We start from the raw sequence: 16,639 nt of genomic DNA, 5'->3' as shown, positions 1-16,639 counted from the left end.
GGTACGCCGCAGGGCTGCCGGGCGGGTGGTCACGTGCCGTTGCTCAGCGCTCAGAAGCGCGCAGCGCCATGCCGCGCTCCCACGGGGCGCTGCGCCCGCGGGGCTCGGTGATCTCCGGAAGCACCGAAGGCTCCGGCCGGGGCTTCGAATCCTGCTGTCGCGGCGCCGCCGTGATCCGCTCCGGCTCGTCGTTCTGGGCGGTTTCGGGCTCGTCGGCGTCGGTCTTCGGGCGGGTCAGCCCCTCGATGGTCTCGGTGAGGGATCCGCCGTCGCCGCCCTGCGCCGTCAGGTGAGGCGTCTTCGGCGCGCTCGCCGTGGCCGGGACCTGAGCCGGGGTCGGGGTCTGCGGCTGCAACGGGAGCGCGGCGCCGCGAACCGGGGACTCCAGGCCCGCGGCCATCGCGACGGCGCGGTCCCACTCCGGGTCGCCGCTGTAGTCGGTGTGCCCGAGCACGCCGGGCACCCAGCGCCGGCACGAGAACGGGCCGCGCTGCGGGTCGGGGAGCCAGTGGTCGCCGCCGAGCACCAGGGCGCCGGTGGGGCCGCGGGTGGCGGCGGGCAGCGGACCCTCGGTGCCGTCGGCGCGCAGCCCGACCCCGATCAGCATGCCGTCGTAGACCTGCCGGTTCCAGGTCGTTACGGCGCCGCCGATCGGATCGGTGCCGCGGCACAGCGAGCGCCAGCGGCCGCCGAGCGCGCCGACCAGGTCGCGCAGCGAAGCGTGGGGCACCACGCCGGGGAACGCCCGCGGGTAGGCCCACTGGAGCTGGGAGCCCGCGGTGACCAGGCCGACCCGTTCGCGGTCGGCCTCCGGGAGGGATTCCAGCAGCCGGGCGGTCGCGACGGCGGCGAGCAGGCTGCCCTGGCTGTGCCCGACGAGGACGACGCGCGTGTTCGGGTCGGCGAGGTGCTCGGTGGCGCGGGCGGCGAGCTCGGGGATCACCTTCAGCGCGTAGCACGGCGGCACCACGGGGTGCGCTTCGCGAGGCCAGAACAGCGCCAGGTCGCAGAGCACGCCGAGGTAGCGGGCGGTGTCCCGCTTGGTGGCGGCCAGGTACACCATCCGAAGCAGACCTACGGCGAGCGTCGCGAGCGCGGCGACCCCGACCCCGATCAGCCAGGTGAAGCCGGGCAGTTCGGCGACCCGAGCCATCAGGGTCAACGCGGTGCTGACGGCCAGCACCCCAGCGATCACGAGGAGGACGAGATGTGAGTAGCGGCGCTGCAGGTCCGCCCACTTCCAGGCGTTGGCTGCGGCGCGCTGGTCCGCGGGCCGCCCGGCGTGCAGCAAGGCGACCTCGTCGGGAATCGAGTCGTCGGTGCCCACGGAGCTGTCCGCGCCGTCGCCATCGCGGCGTCCAGCACGCCACCGCTTCAGCAGCATCCACGGGGTGCCGATGATCCCGGCGGCGAGCAGCAGCACAGCCGTCGTGCCCCAGAAGATCGTCACGTCGTCGTAGGCGGTGGGCAGCATGAGCACCGGGTCGCCTGGCTCCTGCGAGGCGCCCAGCGCCCGGGCCACGCTCAGGCCGAGTCCCGCGCCGAACCCGTTGCCGAGCATGCAGGCGAGCATCAGCACGGGGGCGGTCATCCAGCCGCCGATCCAGGGGCGGAGCCGGGGCGGGCAGGTCTTCCAGCCGGGGCGGGCGAGCAGTGCGGCTGGCGCGAGCAGGACGGCCACCGCGAGGCATGTGATCACCAATGCACCGGTGATCGCGTCGATCGTGTCGCCCGAGCCCGGCAGCGGGCCGGTCAGCTGCCCGGGGAAGAGGGCGACCGTGCACAGCAGTAACGCGGCAACGGTCATCAGCGCGCGACGCGGAGTGCGGCCGAGCGTGATCCGCAGCGCCTTTTCCTTGCCGTCGGGGCGCATTCCGGCCGGGTCGTCGAGCACGACGGTTCCCACCAGGGAGAAGACGAGCAATGCCGCAGCGATCAGCCAGCGCGGATCGGCGCTGATCGCGAACGGTCCGCCGAGCGCGAGAAGCGCCACAGTGGACAGTGCCGCGATGACGTGCAGGGTGCGCAGCACCGGCGTGTCCGGGTCCGCGACGACGTTCGCGCCGGGCAGCATCGGTGCCCGCGACGAGTGCTGCGGTTTGTCGGTCTTCGGCGCCGAGACCTGCCAGGACACAGTGGACAGGCAATGCATGAGGAGGATCACGAGAGCAACGGGCAGCAGAGCGGCCGAGGCACGCAGGATGTCAATGCTCCGGATGGCGCCCGGGACGAAGTCCATGCACTGCACGCCAGGTCGGAGGCATTGCGCGGCGACCAGGTCCAGGGTGACCACGGTCAGCTGCGCGACGAGCAGCATCGTCAGCAGCAGGGCCGAAATCCGGAGCAGCGCGCGCAGCACGGACGAGAGCGCGGTGCTGATCGGGTTGCCGGTCCGGGCCGGCGGCAGCATCCAGTGCGCCATGTTGGCCAGCGCGAACGGGAACAGCAGGGCCCAGGTGGCCTTGGCCAGGCCGCCGGAGGTCATGCCGCCCCAGACGTAGCCTTCGACGATGCGGGGCACCGAGCGGTCCCCGGCCGACAGCATCGGTCCGGGAACCGGTCGGCGAAGTCGGTCGGCCGGGCGCATGATGCGTCCGATGCCGTCGCCGGCGACGTCCACCGAGGCGACCGAATCGGTCAGCTCGTCGCCGGTGGTGCCGAGGATGCCGTGTACCCGCAGCTCGACGACGCGGGTGTCGGGCCCGGGTATCTGCACTGGATCCTCCCGTGCGGTTGTTGATCGTCGAAACGCCGGTGGCGATTCTCCACTGCTGATCGACATCTGGCGAGCTCTGCCCCTCCGATTGTGATCGTCCGGGGCGCCCCATGTCCCGCATTCCTCGCAGGTTTCCCGGTGCTTTTCCGGCAGTGGTGCCTCTCGTGGCCGACGGGGATCTGCGAAGCACGGCGACCGCGGCCAGCGTGGTCGGCGAGCGGCGAAGCCGGAGTGCAGCGCGGACCAGCGGCTGGGCCGCGCTGGGCCGGCGCGGAGCGGCGCTAGCGCGACACCGGCCAGATGTTATCGCCACGAGTGATCGATCGAATACCGACGGTAGTCTCGGTGCGGGGTCGGCTGCCGAACCCGTGCCCTGACCAGCACGCATCTTCCCGAGGGGGCGAAGGATGAGTGTCGAGAAGCTGCAGACCCGCGGCGGTGTCGAATTCGCCGTCGCGGATCTGGCGCCGGCCGCCGACGGCCGGAACCAGATCCGGTTGGCCGAGCACGAGATGCCCGGCCTGATGGCGCTGCGCCGGGAGTACGCCGAGGTGCATCCGCTGAAGGGCGCGCGCATCTCGGGTTCCCTGCACATGACGGTGCAGACCGCCGTGCTGATCGAGACCCTGATGTCGCTGGGTGCCGAGGTGCGCTGGGCCTCCTGCAACATCTTCTCCACCGACGACGCGGCGGCCGCCGCTGTGGTGGTCGGCCCGCACGGGACTCCGGATGAACCTGGGGGCGTCCCCGTGTTCGCGTGGAAGGGCGAGACCCCGGCGGAGTACTGGTGGTGCACCGAGCGGATGCTGACCTGGCCCGGCGACCAGGGGCCGAACATGATCCTGGACGACGGCGGCGACGCGACCCTGCTGGTCCACGAAGGTGCGCGGTGCGAGGCGGCCGGGGTGGTGCCGAATCCGGCGGACGACGACCCGGAAGAGCTCAAGGTGCTCTTGGACTCGTTGCGCGCGTCGCTGGCCGCCGACCCCACCAAGTGGACCCGCGCGGCGGCGGGCGTCCGGGGCGTCACCGAGGAGACCACGACCGGCGTCAACCGCCTGTACCGGCTCGCCGCGCGCGGCGAGCTGCTGTTCCCGGCGATCAACGTCAACGACTCGGTGACCAAGTCGAAGTTCGACAACAAGTACGGCATCCGGCACTCGCTGATCGACGGCATCAACCGGGGCACCGATGTGCTCGTGGGCGGCAAGGTCGCGGTGGTGTGCGGCTACGGCGACGTCGGCAAGGGCGCGGCGGAGTCGCTGCGAGGCCAGCGCGCCCGCGTGATCATCACCGAAATCGATCCGATCAACGCGCTGCAGGCGATGCTGGACGGGTACCAGGTGGCCCGGTTGGAGAGCGTCATCGACCAGGCCGACATCGTGATCACCACGACGGGGAACAAGGACATCGTCACCGTCGACCACATGCGGCGGATGAAGCACCAGGTGATCCTCGGCAACGTCGGCCACTTCGACGACGAGATCGACATGGCCGGCCTGCGCCGCGCCGCTGATGCGCGCCGGGTGCGGATCAAGCCGCAGGTCGATGAGTGGGTGTTCGACAACGGCCGGTCGATCATCGTGCTGTCCGAGGGGCGCCTGCTGAACCTGGGCAACGCCACCGGGCATCCGAGCTTCGTGATGTCGGCGTCGTTCGCCAACCAGACGATCGCCCAGATCGAGCTGTTCACCAAGCACGAGGAGTACGACAACGAGGTCTACCGGTTGCCCAAGATCCTCGACGAGAAGGTCGCCCGCATCCACGTGGCGGCCCTCGGCGGCGAGCTGACGAAGCTCTCCAAGGAGCAGGCCGAGTACATCGACGTCGACGTGGAGGGTCCCTACAAGCCGGACCACTACCGGTACTGAAGCCCTGCGTGCCCGGGCGGCGGAACCTCAGGTGTCCGGGCGGGCCGCGGATCGCCGACCCGCGGCCCGCCCTGCCCGTGGTCCTGCGCCGACGCCGGCCGGCTCGTCACTGCGCGATGTGGATCTCCGGTTCGTGGCGGACCGGGAAGTTGACCGAGTTGGCGATGTAGCACTTGCGGTGCGCCTCTTCGTGCAGCTTCTCGGCGGTCGGCAGCATGGCCGGGTCGGTGATCGTCACCTGCGGGCGGAGCACGACCTCGGTGAAGTGCCCGCCGGTGGCGGGGTCTTCCACCATGGTGCCGCTCGCGTCGTCGCGGTACGCGGTGACGACGATGCCGGAGGTGCTGCACAGCCCGAGATACCACAGCATGTGGCACTCGGACAGCGACGTGACCAGGAGGTCTTCCGGGTTGTGGAGGCCGGGGTCGCCGCGGAAGGCGGGATCGGCCGATGCGGTCAGCTGCGGCTTGCCATCGATGTCCACGACGTGCTCACGGCTGTAGTCGCGGTACGAAGCGGTGCCGCTGCCGGTGTTGCCGGTCCAGGTCACGGTCGCACGGTACGAGTGAGTCTTTGGCATACCGATTGTATACAGCAGAACGGGTTGCTGCGAAAGCGAATTCACGCGCCGGGCCGATCGGATGAGGGTGTCCGGAGGGGGGTGTGGCGGCTGGACTACCGTCGACGGCGTGGGTCGACTAATCGTCATCGAGGGACTGGACGGCGCGGGCAAGCGCACGCTCGCCAACGGCATCGCGGCGGAACTGACCGCCCGCGGCCACTCCGTGGCCCGCTCGGCGTTCCCGCGCTACGCCGACGACGTCCACGCCGAGCTCGTCGCGGAAGCGCTCCGCGGTCGCCACGGCGACCTCGGCGACTCCGTCCACGGCATGGCCGTCCTCTACGCGCTCGACCGCCGCGCCGCGGCGGACGCGCTGCGCGCGGACCTCCGCGCGTACGACGTCGTCCTCCTCGACCGCTACGTCGCCTCGAACGCCGCCTACGGCGCCGCCCGGCTCCACCAGGACAGCCACGGCGACTTCGTCGCCTGGGTCCGCGAGTTGGAGGTGACGCGCTTCGCGCTGCCGAAGCCGGATCTGCAGATCCTGCTGCAGGTGCCGTCGGAGGTGGCGGCCGCCCGTGCCGAGCACCGGGAGCGGACCGAAGTGGACCGCCAGCGGGACAACTTCGAGTCCGATGCCCCGCTGCAGCAGCGTTGCGGCAAGGTCTACGAGCAGCTCGCGGCGGAGGACTGGTGGTCGCCGTGGGTCGTGGTGGACGGCGTGAACCACGTGGACTTCGGCGCGCTCGTCGACCAGCACGTCCTCGCGCGGTAAGCGTTCGGCCGCGCGGCGAACACCCGCACTGTCCGAAGTGCACACTCGCCCAGGCGGCCCAAGCCGTTGCTACGCAACGTGAGTCGATCGGCACGCGGCGTCGAACCGGATCGGTGCGCGAAACCACTGGAATGGATGCTCCATTCGGCGGTATTCGCTGGGCCGATTCGGTTGTCCCGTCGCGACCTGCGGCGACGATCAGCGGGTGGATGCACGGCGGCGGGGCGACAAGTGCAACCATGTTGGCCATGAAGGCACGCGTGCTCGTGGTGGACGACGATCCGGCCCTGGCCGAAATGCTGACCATCGTGCTCCGAGGTGAGGGCTTCGAGACGGCCGTCGTCAGCGACGGCACCAAGGCGCTGCCTGCCTTGCGCGAGCTCAAGCCGGACCTGGTCCTGCTGGACCTGATGCTGCCCGGGATGAACGGCATCGACGTCTGCAAGGCCATCCGCACCGAGTCCGTCGTGCCGATCGTGATGCTGACCGCCAAGAGCGACACGGTCGACGTGGTGCTGGGCCTGGAGTCCGGTGCCGACGACTACGTGGTCAAGCCGTTCAAGCCGAAAGAGCTGGTCGCCCGGCTGCGGGCCCGGCTGCGCCGGACCGACGCCGAGCCGGCCGAGGTGCTCACCATCGGCGACGTGACCATCGACGTGCCCGGCCACGAGGTGACCCGCGACGGCCAGCCGATCGCGTTGACGCCGCTGGAGTTCGACCTGCTGGTGGCGCTGGCCCGCAAGCCCCGCCAGGTGTTCACCCGCGAGGTCCTGCTGGAGCAGGTGTGGGGCTACCGGCACGCCGCCGACACCCGCCTGGTCAACGTGCACGTCCAGCGCCTGCGCTCCAAGGTGGAGCGCGACCCGGAGCGCCCCGAGGTGGTGCTGACGGTCCGCGGCGTCGGTTACAAGGCCGGCCCCCCGTGATGTCCTGACCGAAATGGGCGCCCGCTCGCGAGCGGGCGCCCATTCGTCCGGTCCGGAACTTCGGATCCGGCCCGGGATCGCGATTCTCGCCTGCGCGCGGCGCGAGTTGCGGGTGTGGAACAAGAGGAAATGACCGCGCCGCCGGCACCGGACTGCCGGTGGGCGCGATGATCCGGAACTGCGCACCGGTCGGGGCACCGGTGTGGGCGGTCGGCCGAGCCTTTGACACAGTTGCTAGCCGGGTCGTAGTGGCGGAGTGGCCCGGGGGACGGTTGCCGTGAGGGTGTGGACGCGTCGAGGCCGCTTGGTTCAGCGGCTGATCAGTCGTGTCCGCGAGGAGGTCCGCAGCCGCTGGCGCCGCTTCGAAGCGCTGTGGCGGCGGTCGATGCAGCTGCGCGTCGTGGTCAGCACCCTCGCGCTGTCGATGGCCGTGGTCTTCGCGCTGGGCATGATGCTGCAGTGGCAGATCACGTCGCAGCTGCTGTCCACGAAGGAAACCGCCGCGATATCGCAGGTCGAGGTCAGCTTGCCGATCCTGGAGCGCGAGCTGACCGCGGTCGACCCGAACGCGGACAACGTCACCGAACAGCTGCAGGCCGCGCTGAACAGGCTGACGACGACGTCCTCCGGGCAGTCCACCACCGAGACGGTGGCCGGCGCGTTCGAGCCGGTGCTGGTCGACGGGCGCGCGCCGGGCGAACGGTCGCAGCAGCCGGCCGCCGGCCCGATCGACGACGTGCCGTCCGACCTGCGCCAGTTCGTCGAACGCGGCCAGCTGGCCACCAAGATCACCACCGCACATCGGGAGAAGGGCACCTCCGTCACGATGCTGGCGGTGGGGACGCCGGTGAGCACCGCGACCCGGCAGCTCCAGGTCTACCTGCTGTTCCCGCTGACCGCCGAGCAGAACACCCTCGAAGTCCTGCAGCAGACCCTCCTGCTCGGCGGGCTGGTGCTGCTGGTGATGGTGGGCGCCATCACGAACCTGGTGACGCGCCAGGTGGTGCGCCCGGTGCGGCAGGCCGCGCAGATCGCCGAGCAGCTGGCCGAAGGCGACCTGGACAAGCGGATGCGGGTGATCGGCGAGGACGACGTGGCCCGGCTGGCGGAGTCGTTCAACGAGATGGCCGACAGCCTCAAGCAGCAGATCACGCAGCTGGAGGAGTTCGGCCAGCTGCAGCGCCGGTTCACCTCGGACGTCTCCCACGAGCTGCGCACCCCGCTGACCACCGTGCGGATGGCCGCCGACGTGCTGCACGCCTCCCGGGAGCAGTTCCCGCCCGGCCTGTCCCGGTCGACCGAGCTGCTCGTCGACGAGCTCGACCGGTTCGAGCTGCTGCTGGCAGACCTGCTGGAGATCTCCCGGCTCGATGCCGGCGTCGCCGATCTGGCGGCCGAGCAGCTGGACCTCACCGAGATCGTGGACCGCTCCGTGGAGGCGCTGCGCCCCATCGCCGACACGAGCGGTGTGGAGCTGCGGCTGATCGCCCCGTCCGGGGGCGAGCTCTCCATCGTCGCCGACGCCCGCCGGGTGGAGCGGATCATGCGGAACCTGGTGGCCAACGCCATCGACCACGCCGAGGGCGGGCCGGTCGAGATCCGCTTCGGCGGCAACGAGCAGGCAGTCGCGGTGACCGTCCGGGACTACGGCGTCGGCCTGCGCTCGGGCGAGGCCGAGCTGGTGTTCACCCGGTTCTGGCGGGCCGACCCGTCCAGGAACCGGCGCACCGGCGGCACCGGCCTCGGGCTGTCGATCAGCCTTGAGGACGCCCGGTTGCACGGCGGTGGGCTGGACGCGTGGGGCGAACCCGGCGAGGGCTCGTGCTTCCGCCTCACCCTGCCCCGGCGGCCGGGCGAGGCGTTCGACACCAGCCCGCTGCCGATGCCGGGCATCCGCCGGATCGCGGCACCGGAAGCGCTGCTAGCGGCCAGCGTCGACCCGCCGACGGACGGCGAGGCCGGCGATCCGGACTTCCGCGACCGCGGGCCGGCTCGGTTGTCCGAACACTCCTGGGAGGACGAATGATGGGCGTGCGTCGGGTGGTGGTGCTGCTGGTGGTGCTGCTGTCGGTGTCGGCGTGCGCATCGATCCCGGAGAGTTCGGATCCGAGGGCGATCCGGGCGGTCGACGAGAGCAACGCGACCGCGCCCGTGCCCCCGCCGCCGGACGGCGCCGACCCGCTCGCACTGGTGCGGAGTTTCGTCAACGCGTCCGCCGCCCCGGAGAGCAACCACGAGTCCGCGCGACAGCACCTCACCCCGGCCGCACGCCGGAGCTGGACTCCGGCGCCGGGCCTGCTCATCGTGGACAACGTCGACACGATCCCGGCGACGCAGCCCACTCCGCTACCCGATGGCGTGCAGATGGTCACCGTGCAGGCCGACAAGGTGGGGCGGCTGCTGCCGGACTCGTCCTTCGTCCCCGAAGTCGGCGAGTACCAGGCCCAGGTGCGGGTGGAGCTGCAGGCGGACGGGGAGTGGCGCATCGCGACGCCGCTGCCCGAGATCGTCGCCAGCAAGGGCTCGTTCAGCACCGTCTACCAGGCCGTCCCGATCTACTTCCTGGACCACGATTCGACCGGCATCGTCCCGGACGTGCGGTACGTGGTGTCGCAACCGGCGAGCACCCTGCCCAGGCAGGTCATCGACCTGCTGACCAGCGGCCCGTCCGCGGGGCTGGAGTCGGCCATGCGCACCGCCATCCCGCCCGGCGTGCACCCGAAGACCAACCCGGCCGACCCCGGGGACGGCGCGCTGGAGGTGAACCTCAGCGATCTCGGCGCCCTCCCGCGGGAGGACCGCCAGCTGATCGCCGCGCAGGTGGTGTTCACCTTGCAGAGCGTCAACAACGCGCGGGTCCGGCTGAAGGTGGAGGGCGCGCCGCTGCTGCCGGACGGGAAGGACCTGCGGCCGACCGACCTCGGCTCCTACGAGACCAACAACACCGCCCGCCCGGACCTGCCGGGATTGGTGGTGGTGGACGAGCGGCTGCTCACCCTCGACACCGCGCAGCCGATCCAGGGCCCGGCCGGATCGGGCGAGTACGACGTGCTCCGGGCGGGCCAGTCGCTCGACGGCAGCCATCTCGCGGCGGTCACGCGCGTCGCCGGTGGCGTCGGCGTCGAGCTGCGGGTTGGCCGCTACGGCGCGCCGCTGCCCGAACTCCCGGTGCGGGGCGCCGACATGAGCAAACCCACCTGGCGCGGGAGGTCCGAGGTGTGGACCGTGGTGGACGGTCGCAACGTGGTCCGCGCGCTGGATACCGGGAACAGCTGGGTGTCGCGCCAGGTCGACGCCGGGCAGCTGACCGCCGACGGACCGATCAGCGATCTGCGGTTGTCCCGCGACGGAACCCGGGTGGCGGCGGTGGTCGGCGGCCGCCTCGTGGTCGCCGGAGTGTCCGATCAGGACGGTCAGGTGGTGCTGCAGCGGCCGATCACGCTGCCTGCGCCGGGGGTTCGGATCACCGGGGTCGATTGGCTGAAGGACGACTCGCTGGTGGCGATCAGCGACAGCAACATCACGCCGGTCTTCGAGGTGACGGTCGACGGGTTCCAGTGGGTCCCGTTCACCGCGGCGAACCTCGGCCAGCCGTTGAAGGCGGTCACGGTCGCCAACCGCGGCCGGGTGGTCGTCAGCGACCGCAGCGGGATCTGGGAGTCCCGGGAGACCGACGACGTCTGGTCCCTGGTCCAGGGCTCGATCGGCGGCGGCTCGATCCCGTTCTTCCCGGGCTGACCGCCGAACCCGACACGCGTCGGTGAGTCGGGGCGCCGATCTGCGGCACCATCGGCCGGTGCGCGTTTCCTGGTTCGGTGCGGGGCTTTCCGGCTTGGTCGACCTGATGCTGCCGCTGCGCTGCGCGGGCTGCGACGCGGCGGGTGTGGCGTGGTGCCGGGACTGCGCGCGCGAGCTCGGCGGGCTCCGCCTAGTCGAGCGTCCGCTGCTCGAAGCCGTCCCGCCGGTGTACGCGCTCGGCCGGTACCGGGGCGCCGCCCGGCGAGCGGTGCTCGCCTACAAGGAGTCCGGCCGCCGCCATCTCGCCGAGCCGCTGGCCCGCCACATCGCGATCGGCCTGCGTGCGATCACCGCCGAGCACCGGCTCGATCCGGCCTGGTACCTGGTGCCGGCGCCGTCCCGGACGATCGCCTCCCGCCGAAGGGGCGGCGCGCACATGTCCCGCATCGCGCACCGCGCCGCGGCCGGGCTGACCGACGCGGGTCATCCGGCGGCCGTCGCGGACTGCCTGGTGACCGCGCGCGGCGCGGCGGATTCGGCCGGGCTGGATGCGGCCGAACGAGTGCGCAACCTGTCCGGCCGAGTGCTCGTCCGGACGAGTCGTTTTCCGCCGCAGGCGGCGCAAGTCGCGCTGATCGACGACGTCATCACCACCGGCGCGACGGTCGCGAGCTGCTTGGCCGTCCTCGGAACCGCAGGCATCGAGGTCGCCGCGGTGCTCGGCCTGACCGCGACGGCCGCCTGAAGCATTCGGGTGGATTGCCATTACCCGAACAGACGCGGGAACTTCACCTGCCGTCCACTCGTTTTCCAGTTATGAGCAGGCAGGACCCGGCCCTCCGGCGGCCCGGCGCGGAGCTACGGCACGTAGCCCCCGATCGGGTGAAAAACGAGGCCGATGGGGCGCCTGGGGTGGGGCACGCCCGCGCCCGCGGCCTGCTTCGAACGGTGGCAGCAATCACTCTCGGTGGCCGCTTGACTTCGCCCGACAAGGGGGGTGTCACAAATCGGTAAACCGAGCTAACGTGCCACTCAATCCAGCCAACCCAGGCGGGAGGGAAGGAGCGAAACCCCATGTCCCTGGCGCCGGAAGTGAGCTGATCGCCTTCTAGCCGGCGCCGCCGTGCACACCTCGCCTACGGCACGCAAGGAACGGAGGTCGTGAATGGATATCGTCGTCAAGGGTCGCAACGTCGAAGTTCCCGCGCACTACCGGGAGCACGTCAATGCGAAGTTGACCCGGCTTGAGCGGTACAACAAGAAGGCAATCCGGGCGGACGTGGAACTGTTCCACGAGCGCAATCCCCGTCAGGCCAAGAATTGCCAGCGAGTCGAGATCACGCTGATGGGCAAGGGCTCGCCCGTGCGGGCCGAGGCTTGCGCAGGCGATTTCTACGCCGCACTCGATGCCGCCACGACCAAGCTGGAGAGCAGGCTCCGGCGCATGCACGACCGTAGAAAGGTGCACTACGGGCAGCACAACCCGACATCCGTGGCACAGGCGACCGCAGCGATGGCGGACCGGCCCGTCGCGATGGGCCAGGCCGTGGCCGAAGGCCGGACCGCGCTACTGGAAGCGCCGCTGGAGGTCGACGAGTACGCCGCCCAGGTCCCGGGCCAGCGGATGGCCGCGGAAAACGGGTACGACGAACCAGGCCGCGTCGTCCGCGAGAAGGACCACCCGGCCGAGCCGATGACGGTTGACCAGGCCCTCTACGAGATGGAACTGGTCGGACACGACTTCTACCTCTTCTCCGATGCGGACAGCGGTAGGCCCAGCGTGGTCTACCGGAGGAAGGGATTCGACTACGGAGTGATCAGGTTGGCTGACGCGCTATAGGGCGAGTCTGCGCCAACGCCGACCCGAACGGCTGTCCCCCGCGTACCGTGGTTCGCGGGGGACAGTCGCGTGTGGGGGTCCGCCACCCGGACCTGCACCGGATGGCGGGTCCCCACTACCAGCTCTAATACGATGACCGCAAAGCGTCCGTGACGGACGCGTCACGATCAGCTAGTGAGGTCGACCGGATGGTCCTGTCCCGACTGCTCCGCGCCGGCGAGGGCAAGATGCTCAAGCGTCTGCGCAACATCGCGGCGCACATCAACGAGCTTGAAAAGGACATCGTCGCGCTGTCCGACGCCGAGCTGCGGGGCAAGACCGACGAGTTCAAACGCCGCCACTCCGACGGCGAGTCCCTCGACGAACTGCTGCCCGAAGCGTTCGCGGTGGCCCGCGAGGGCGCCAAGCGCACCCTGGGCCAGCGGCACTTCGACGTGCAGCTGATGGGTGGTGCGTCGCTGCACCTCGGCAACATCTCCGAGATGAAGACCGGTGAGGGCAAGACCCTGACCTGCGTGCTGCCCGCCTACCTCAACGCGATCACCGGCAAGGGCGTGCACGTCGTCACGACCAACGACTACCTGGCCCGCCGCGACGCCGAGTGGATGGGCCGCGTGCACCGCTTCCTGGGCCTGGAGGTCGGCGCGATCCTGGCCGACATGACGCCGGAGCAGCGGCGCAAGGCCTACGCCGCGGACATCACCTACGGCACGAACAACGAATTCGGCTTCGACTACCTGCGCGACAACATGGCCTGGAGCCTCTCCGACTGCGTGCAGCGCGGGCACTACTTCGCCGTCGTCGACGAGGTCGACTCCATCCTGATCGACGAAGCCCGGACGCCGCTGATCATCTCCGGCCCCGCCGACCAGTCCTCCCGCTGGTACCAGGAGTTCGCCAGGCTCGCGCCGATGCTCAAGCGCGACCAGCACTACGAGGTGGACGAGCGCAAGCGCACCGTCGGCGTCACCGAAGACGGCGTCACCCTCATCGAGGACCAGCTCGGCATCGAAAACCTCTACGAGGCGGCCAACACCCCGCTGGTCGGCTACCTCAACAACGCGCTGAAGGCCAAGGAGCTCTACAAGCGCGACAAGGACTACATCGTCCGCGACGGCGAGGTGCTGATCGTCGACGAGTTCACCGGCCGCATCCTGGCCGGGCGCCGCTACAACGAGGGCATGCACCAGGCGATCGAGGCCAAGGAAGGCGTCGAGATCAAGGCCGAGAACCAGACGCTGGCCACGATCACGCTGCAGAACTACTTCCGCCTCTACGACAAGCTGGCCGGCATGACCGGTACCGCCGAGACCGAGGCGGCCGAGTTCCACACCACCTACAAGCTCGGTGTGGTGCCGATCCCGACGAACAAGCCGATGGCCCGCGCCGACCAGCCCGACCTGGTGTACAAGACCGAGCCGGCGAAGTTCGAGGCGGTCGCCGAGGACATCGAAGAGCGGTACCAGCGCGGCCAGCCGGTCCTGGTCGGCACGACCAGCGTGGAGCGCTCCGAGTACCTGTCGAAGCTGCTCACCAAAAAGGGCATCCCGCACAACGTGCTGAACGCGAAGAACCACGCGCGGGAGGCCGCGATCATCGCCGAGGCGGGTCGCAAGGGCGCGGTCACGGTCGCCACCAACATGGCCGGTCGCGGTACCGACATCGTGCTCGGCGGCAACATCGACCACCTCGCCGACGCCGAACTGCGCAGCCGCGGCCTGGACCCGGTGGAGAACCGCGAGCAGTACGAGGCCGAGTGGCCCGCGGTCGTCGAGAAGATCACGGCGCAGGCCAAGGCCGAGGGCGAGGAGATCCGCGAGGTCGGCGGACTCTACGTGCTGGGCACCGAGCGCCACGAGTCCCGCCGCATCGACAACCAGCTGCGCGGCCGCTCCGGCCGCCAGGGCGACCCGGGCGAGTCCCGGTTCTACCTCTCGCTGGGCGACGAGCTGATGCGGCGCTTCAACGCCGCGATGGTCGAGACCGTGATGACCCGGCTCAAGGTGCCCGACGACGTGCCGATCGAGCACAAGATGGTCAGCCGCGCCATCCGCAGCGCGCAGACCCAGGTCGAGCAGCAGAACATGGAGATCCGCAAGAACGTCCTCAAGTACGACGAGGTCATGAACCAGCAGCGGACCGTCATCTACGACGAGCGGCACCGCGTGCTGGCCGGCGAAGACCTGCACGAGCAGGTCATGCACATGCTCACGGATGTGGTGACGGCCTACGTCGACGCGGAGACCGCCGAGGGTTACGCCGAGGACTGGGACTTCGAGAAGCTCTGGACCGCGCTGAAGACCCTCTACCCGATGTCGATCAGCTGGGAAGCCCTCGTCGACGACGAGGAGGACCTGTCCAAGGAGCGCCTGCTGGAGCTCATCCTGGAGGACGCGCGCGCCGCGTACGCCAAGCGCGAGGCCGAGGTCGACGGCAAGGTCGGCCAGGGCGCGATGCGGGAGCTGGAGCGCCGCGTGGTGCTCAGCGTCCTGGACCGCAAGTGGCGCGAGCACCTCTACGAGATGGACTACCTCAAGGAGGGCATCGGGCTGCGGGCAATGGCGCAGCGCGACCCGCTGATCGAGTACCGCCGCGAGGGCTTCGACATGTTCGGGGCGATGCTGGAGGCGCTCAAGGAGGAGTCCGTCGGATTCCTGTTCAACGTCCAGGTCGAGGCGGCCGAGCCGCAGCCCGAGCCGGAAGCGCCGGCCATGCCGGTGTCGGTGAGCCAGGTCGGCAGCGGCACGCCGGACGTGCCCCAGACCCCGCAGCCGACGGCCCAGCCCGCGCCGCAACCGCGGCCCAAGCGCGCCCGGCCGGCATCCGCCGGCCCCGCGTTGAGCCAGCTGCCCACCGCGGCAGACGGCGAGCAGGTCCCGTCCGCGTTGCGCGGCAAGGGACTCGACTCGCCGACGCAGCGGGGCCTGAGCTACTCCGGGCCGAACGAGACCGGTGACGTGGAGACCAGCAGCGACGGCGACCAGGGGCCGGAGTCGCGCAGCGGCACCCGCCGCGAGCGCCGGGCCGCCGCTCGAGCTGACGCGAAGAAGAACAAGAAGCGCTGATCAGACCAGGGACAGCAGCGTGCACACCCAGTGCGCGTTGTCCTGTTCCAGGCGCAGCACCAGGGCCCGGACCCGGTAGCGCGTCCCGACGATCATGCAGGCCTCCACCGCGCAGTCGGTGACCAGGCAGGCGTGGACGGATCGCAGCCGGTAGTCCGGGCTTTGTGCTGCGTGCAGCCGGGTGGTGAGCAGCAGCCCGGCCACTTGTGGCACGAGGTGCTCGCGCACCTCGTGCAAGGCCCGGCGCCCGGCGAGCACGTCGAAGACCTGCTCGCCGATGAACCCCGCGATGGCGGAGGCGCTGCTGTCCGCCACCGCCTCGGCCGGCGTCGTTTCGATCGACAGCACTGCGGTCATGGCGTCTCCAGGCGGTCGGCGGACTGGACTCCCGCTTAACTGAGGAACTTGCGGTCCGGATCCGGTCACCTTCGGACCCGGAACGCCCCGATCGTGTGAGCTACCGTGCGGCTCGTGGATCTGAAGGGACTGCTGCTGGACTACGCCGGGGTGCTCGACGATCCGGGCGACGAGCCGTCCGGCGTACCGCCGCTGCTGGACGTCGCGCGGCGCATCCGCCGGGCCGGGATCGGAACCGCCCTGGTGTCCAACGCCAACGGCCTCGCCGACCCGGGCCTGGCCGAGCTGTTCGACACCGTCGTGCTGTCCGGGGCGGTCGGCGTCGCCAAGCCGAGCGTCGAGATCTACCGGCTGACCGCGCGCCGGCTGGGGCTGGAACCGCGGCAGTGCGTCTTCGTCGACGACCTCCGCCGGAACGTGGCCGGCGCGGTCGAGGCGGGCATGGTCGGAGTCCACCACCGCGACGTCGATTCGACGGTCACCGAGCTGGCCACCCTCTTCGGCCTCGAAAACAGCTCTTGACCTGGTGTTTTGATGTTTAAGGGGGGGTGGTTGCAGGGGGTGTTTCGGGGGTGTGTAACTTTATCCAAGTCAGAGCGACACGGGCCGGGAAAACCGGGCCGAGCCTGACACGGGTCGCGAACCAAGCTCCTGCCTTCGGGTGGTAGAGTGGGCGAGCCGAAAAGGTAGTGAAGAGGAAATGCTCCCCGGAGCTTCGATCCCTGGTTTAGGGGTTGGGTGATGGTGTGGGTGTGTTCTTTGAGAACTCAACAGCGGACTGTTTTGGTT

At 70.3% G+C, this 16,639-nt stretch carries 12 protein-coding genes; 9 read left to right on the top strand and 3 right to left on the bottom strand.

The annotated features are described in order from the left end of the window. Nucleotides 1-43 precede the first annotated feature (43 nt). Nucleotides 44-2,716, bottom strand: a complete 2,673-nt coding sequence (locus ACWEV3_RS34275) for a hypothetical protein (RefSeq protein WP_452617868.1) — start codon at nt 2,714-2,716, stop codon at nt 44-46. Between the two features lie 407 nt (nt 2,717-3,123). Here ACWEV3_RS34275 and ahcY point away from each other — a divergent pair, with 407 nt between their 5' ends. Then, nucleotides 3,124-4,587 carry an adenosylhomocysteinase gene (gene ahcY / locus ACWEV3_RS34270; RefSeq protein WP_452617867.1) on the top strand — a complete coding sequence of 488 codons (1,464 nt, stop codon included), beginning with the start codon at nt 3,124-3,126 and terminating at the stop codon, nt 4,585-4,587. A 106-nt stretch (nt 4,588-4,693) separates the two neighbouring features. Here the strand turns inward: ahcY and ACWEV3_RS34265 are convergent, their stop codons facing one another. Continuing rightward, the gene (locus ACWEV3_RS34265) at nt 4,694-5,167 is read right to left on the bottom strand and encodes an OsmC family protein (RefSeq protein WP_452617866.1); all 474 of its coding nucleotides are present in this window, start codon (nt 5,165-5,167) and stop codon (nt 4,694-4,696) included. 109 nt (nt 5,168-5,276) lie between these two features. Between ACWEV3_RS34265 and ACWEV3_RS34260 the strand changes: the two genes are divergently transcribed. The 7 genes from ACWEV3_RS34260 (at nt 5,277) to secA (ending at nt 15,493) form a co-directional block, all read left to right on the top strand. Beyond that, nucleotides 5,277-5,924, top strand: a complete 648-nt coding sequence (locus ACWEV3_RS34260) for a dTMP kinase (RefSeq protein WP_452617865.1) — start codon at nt 5,277-5,279, stop codon at nt 5,922-5,924. Nucleotides 5,925-6,172: 248 nt separating this feature from the next. Continuing rightward, nucleotides 6,173-6,850, top strand: a complete 678-nt coding sequence (gene mtrA, locus ACWEV3_RS34255) for an MtrAB system response regulator MtrA (protein ID WP_093160527.1) — start codon at nt 6,173-6,175, stop codon at nt 6,848-6,850. Nucleotides 6,851-7,154: 304 nt separating this feature from the next. Beyond that, the gene (gene mtrB / locus ACWEV3_RS34250; protein WP_452617864.1) at nt 7,155-8,876 is read left to right on the top strand and encodes an MtrAB system histidine kinase MtrB; all 1,722 of its coding nucleotides are present in this window, start codon (nt 7,155-7,157) and stop codon (nt 8,874-8,876) included. Then, nucleotides 8,873-10,588: an LpqB family beta-propeller domain-containing protein gene (locus tag ACWEV3_RS34245; RefSeq protein ID WP_452617863.1), complete on the top strand. Its 1,716-nt coding sequence runs from the start codon at nt 8,873-8,875 to the stop codon at nt 10,586-10,588. The genes mtrB and ACWEV3_RS34245 overlap by 4 nt, the downstream gene beginning before the upstream one ends. A 58-nt stretch (nt 10,589-10,646) precedes the next feature. Further along, nucleotides 10,647-11,333 carry a ComF family protein gene (locus ACWEV3_RS34240; protein WP_452617862.1) on the top strand — a complete coding sequence of 229 codons (687 nt, stop codon included), beginning with the start codon at nt 10,647-10,649 and terminating at the stop codon, nt 11,331-11,333. Nucleotides 11,334-11,753: 420 nt separating this feature from the next. Beyond that, the gene (gene hpf / locus ACWEV3_RS34235; RefSeq protein WP_452617861.1) at nt 11,754-12,428 is read left to right on the top strand and encodes a ribosome hibernation-promoting factor, HPF/YfiA family; all 675 of its coding nucleotides are present in this window, start codon (nt 11,754-11,756) and stop codon (nt 12,426-12,428) included. Nucleotides 12,429-12,616: 188 nt separating this feature from the next. Next, a complete protein-coding gene (gene secA, locus ACWEV3_RS34230; RefSeq protein WP_452617860.1) occupies nt 12,617-15,493 on the top strand; it encodes a preprotein translocase subunit SecA in 2,877 nt (958 codons plus the stop codon). Here the strand turns inward: secA and ACWEV3_RS34225 are convergent, their stop codons facing one another. After that, nucleotides 15,494-15,850, bottom strand: coding sequence for an Rv3235 family protein (locus ACWEV3_RS34225; protein ID WP_452617859.1), 357 nt, complete (start codon nt 15,848-15,850; stop codon nt 15,494-15,496). Between the two features lie 114 nt (nt 15,851-15,964). Here ACWEV3_RS34225 and ACWEV3_RS34220 point away from each other — a divergent pair, with 114 nt between their 5' ends. Next, nucleotides 15,965-16,372 (top strand): HAD-IA family hydrolase, encoded by a 408-nt coding sequence (locus ACWEV3_RS34220; protein ID WP_452617858.1) that lies wholly within the window; start codon nt 15,965-15,967, stop codon nt 16,370-16,372. The last annotated feature ends 267 nt before the right edge of the window (nt 16,373-16,639 follow it).

The organism is Saccharopolyspora sp. NPDC003752, assembly GCF_053605825.1.
This window is presented reverse-complemented; position numbering and strand designations above follow the sequence as displayed.

Bases quoted from the DNA above. Each gene is read 5' to 3' on its own strand.
- ahcY (WP_452617867.1), top strand. From the start codon at position 3,124: ATGAGTGTCGAGAAGCTGCAGACCCGCGGCGGTGTCGAATTCGCCGTC.
- ACWEV3_RS34265 (WP_452617866.1), bottom strand. From the start codon at position 5,167: ATGCCAAAGACTCACTCGTACCGTGCGACCGTGACCTGGACCGGCAAC.
- mtrA (WP_093160527.1), top strand. From the start codon at position 6,173: ATGAAGGCACGCGTGCTCGTGGTGGACGACGATCCGGCCCTGGCCGAA.
- ACWEV3_RS34245 (WP_452617863.1), top strand. From the start codon at position 8,873: ATGATGGGCGTGCGTCGGGTGGTGGTGCTGCTGGTGGTGCTGCTGTCG.
- hpf (WP_452617861.1), top strand. From the start codon at position 11,754: ATGGATATCGTCGTCAAGGGTCGCAACGTCGAAGTTCCCGCGCACTAC.
- secA (WP_452617860.1), top strand. From the start codon at position 12,617: ATGGTCCTGTCCCGACTGCTCCGCGCCGGCGAGGGCAAGATGCTCAAG.
- ACWEV3_RS34225 (WP_452617859.1), bottom strand. From the start codon at position 15,850: ATGACCGCAGTGCTGTCGATCGAAACGACGCCGGCCGAGGCGGTGGCG.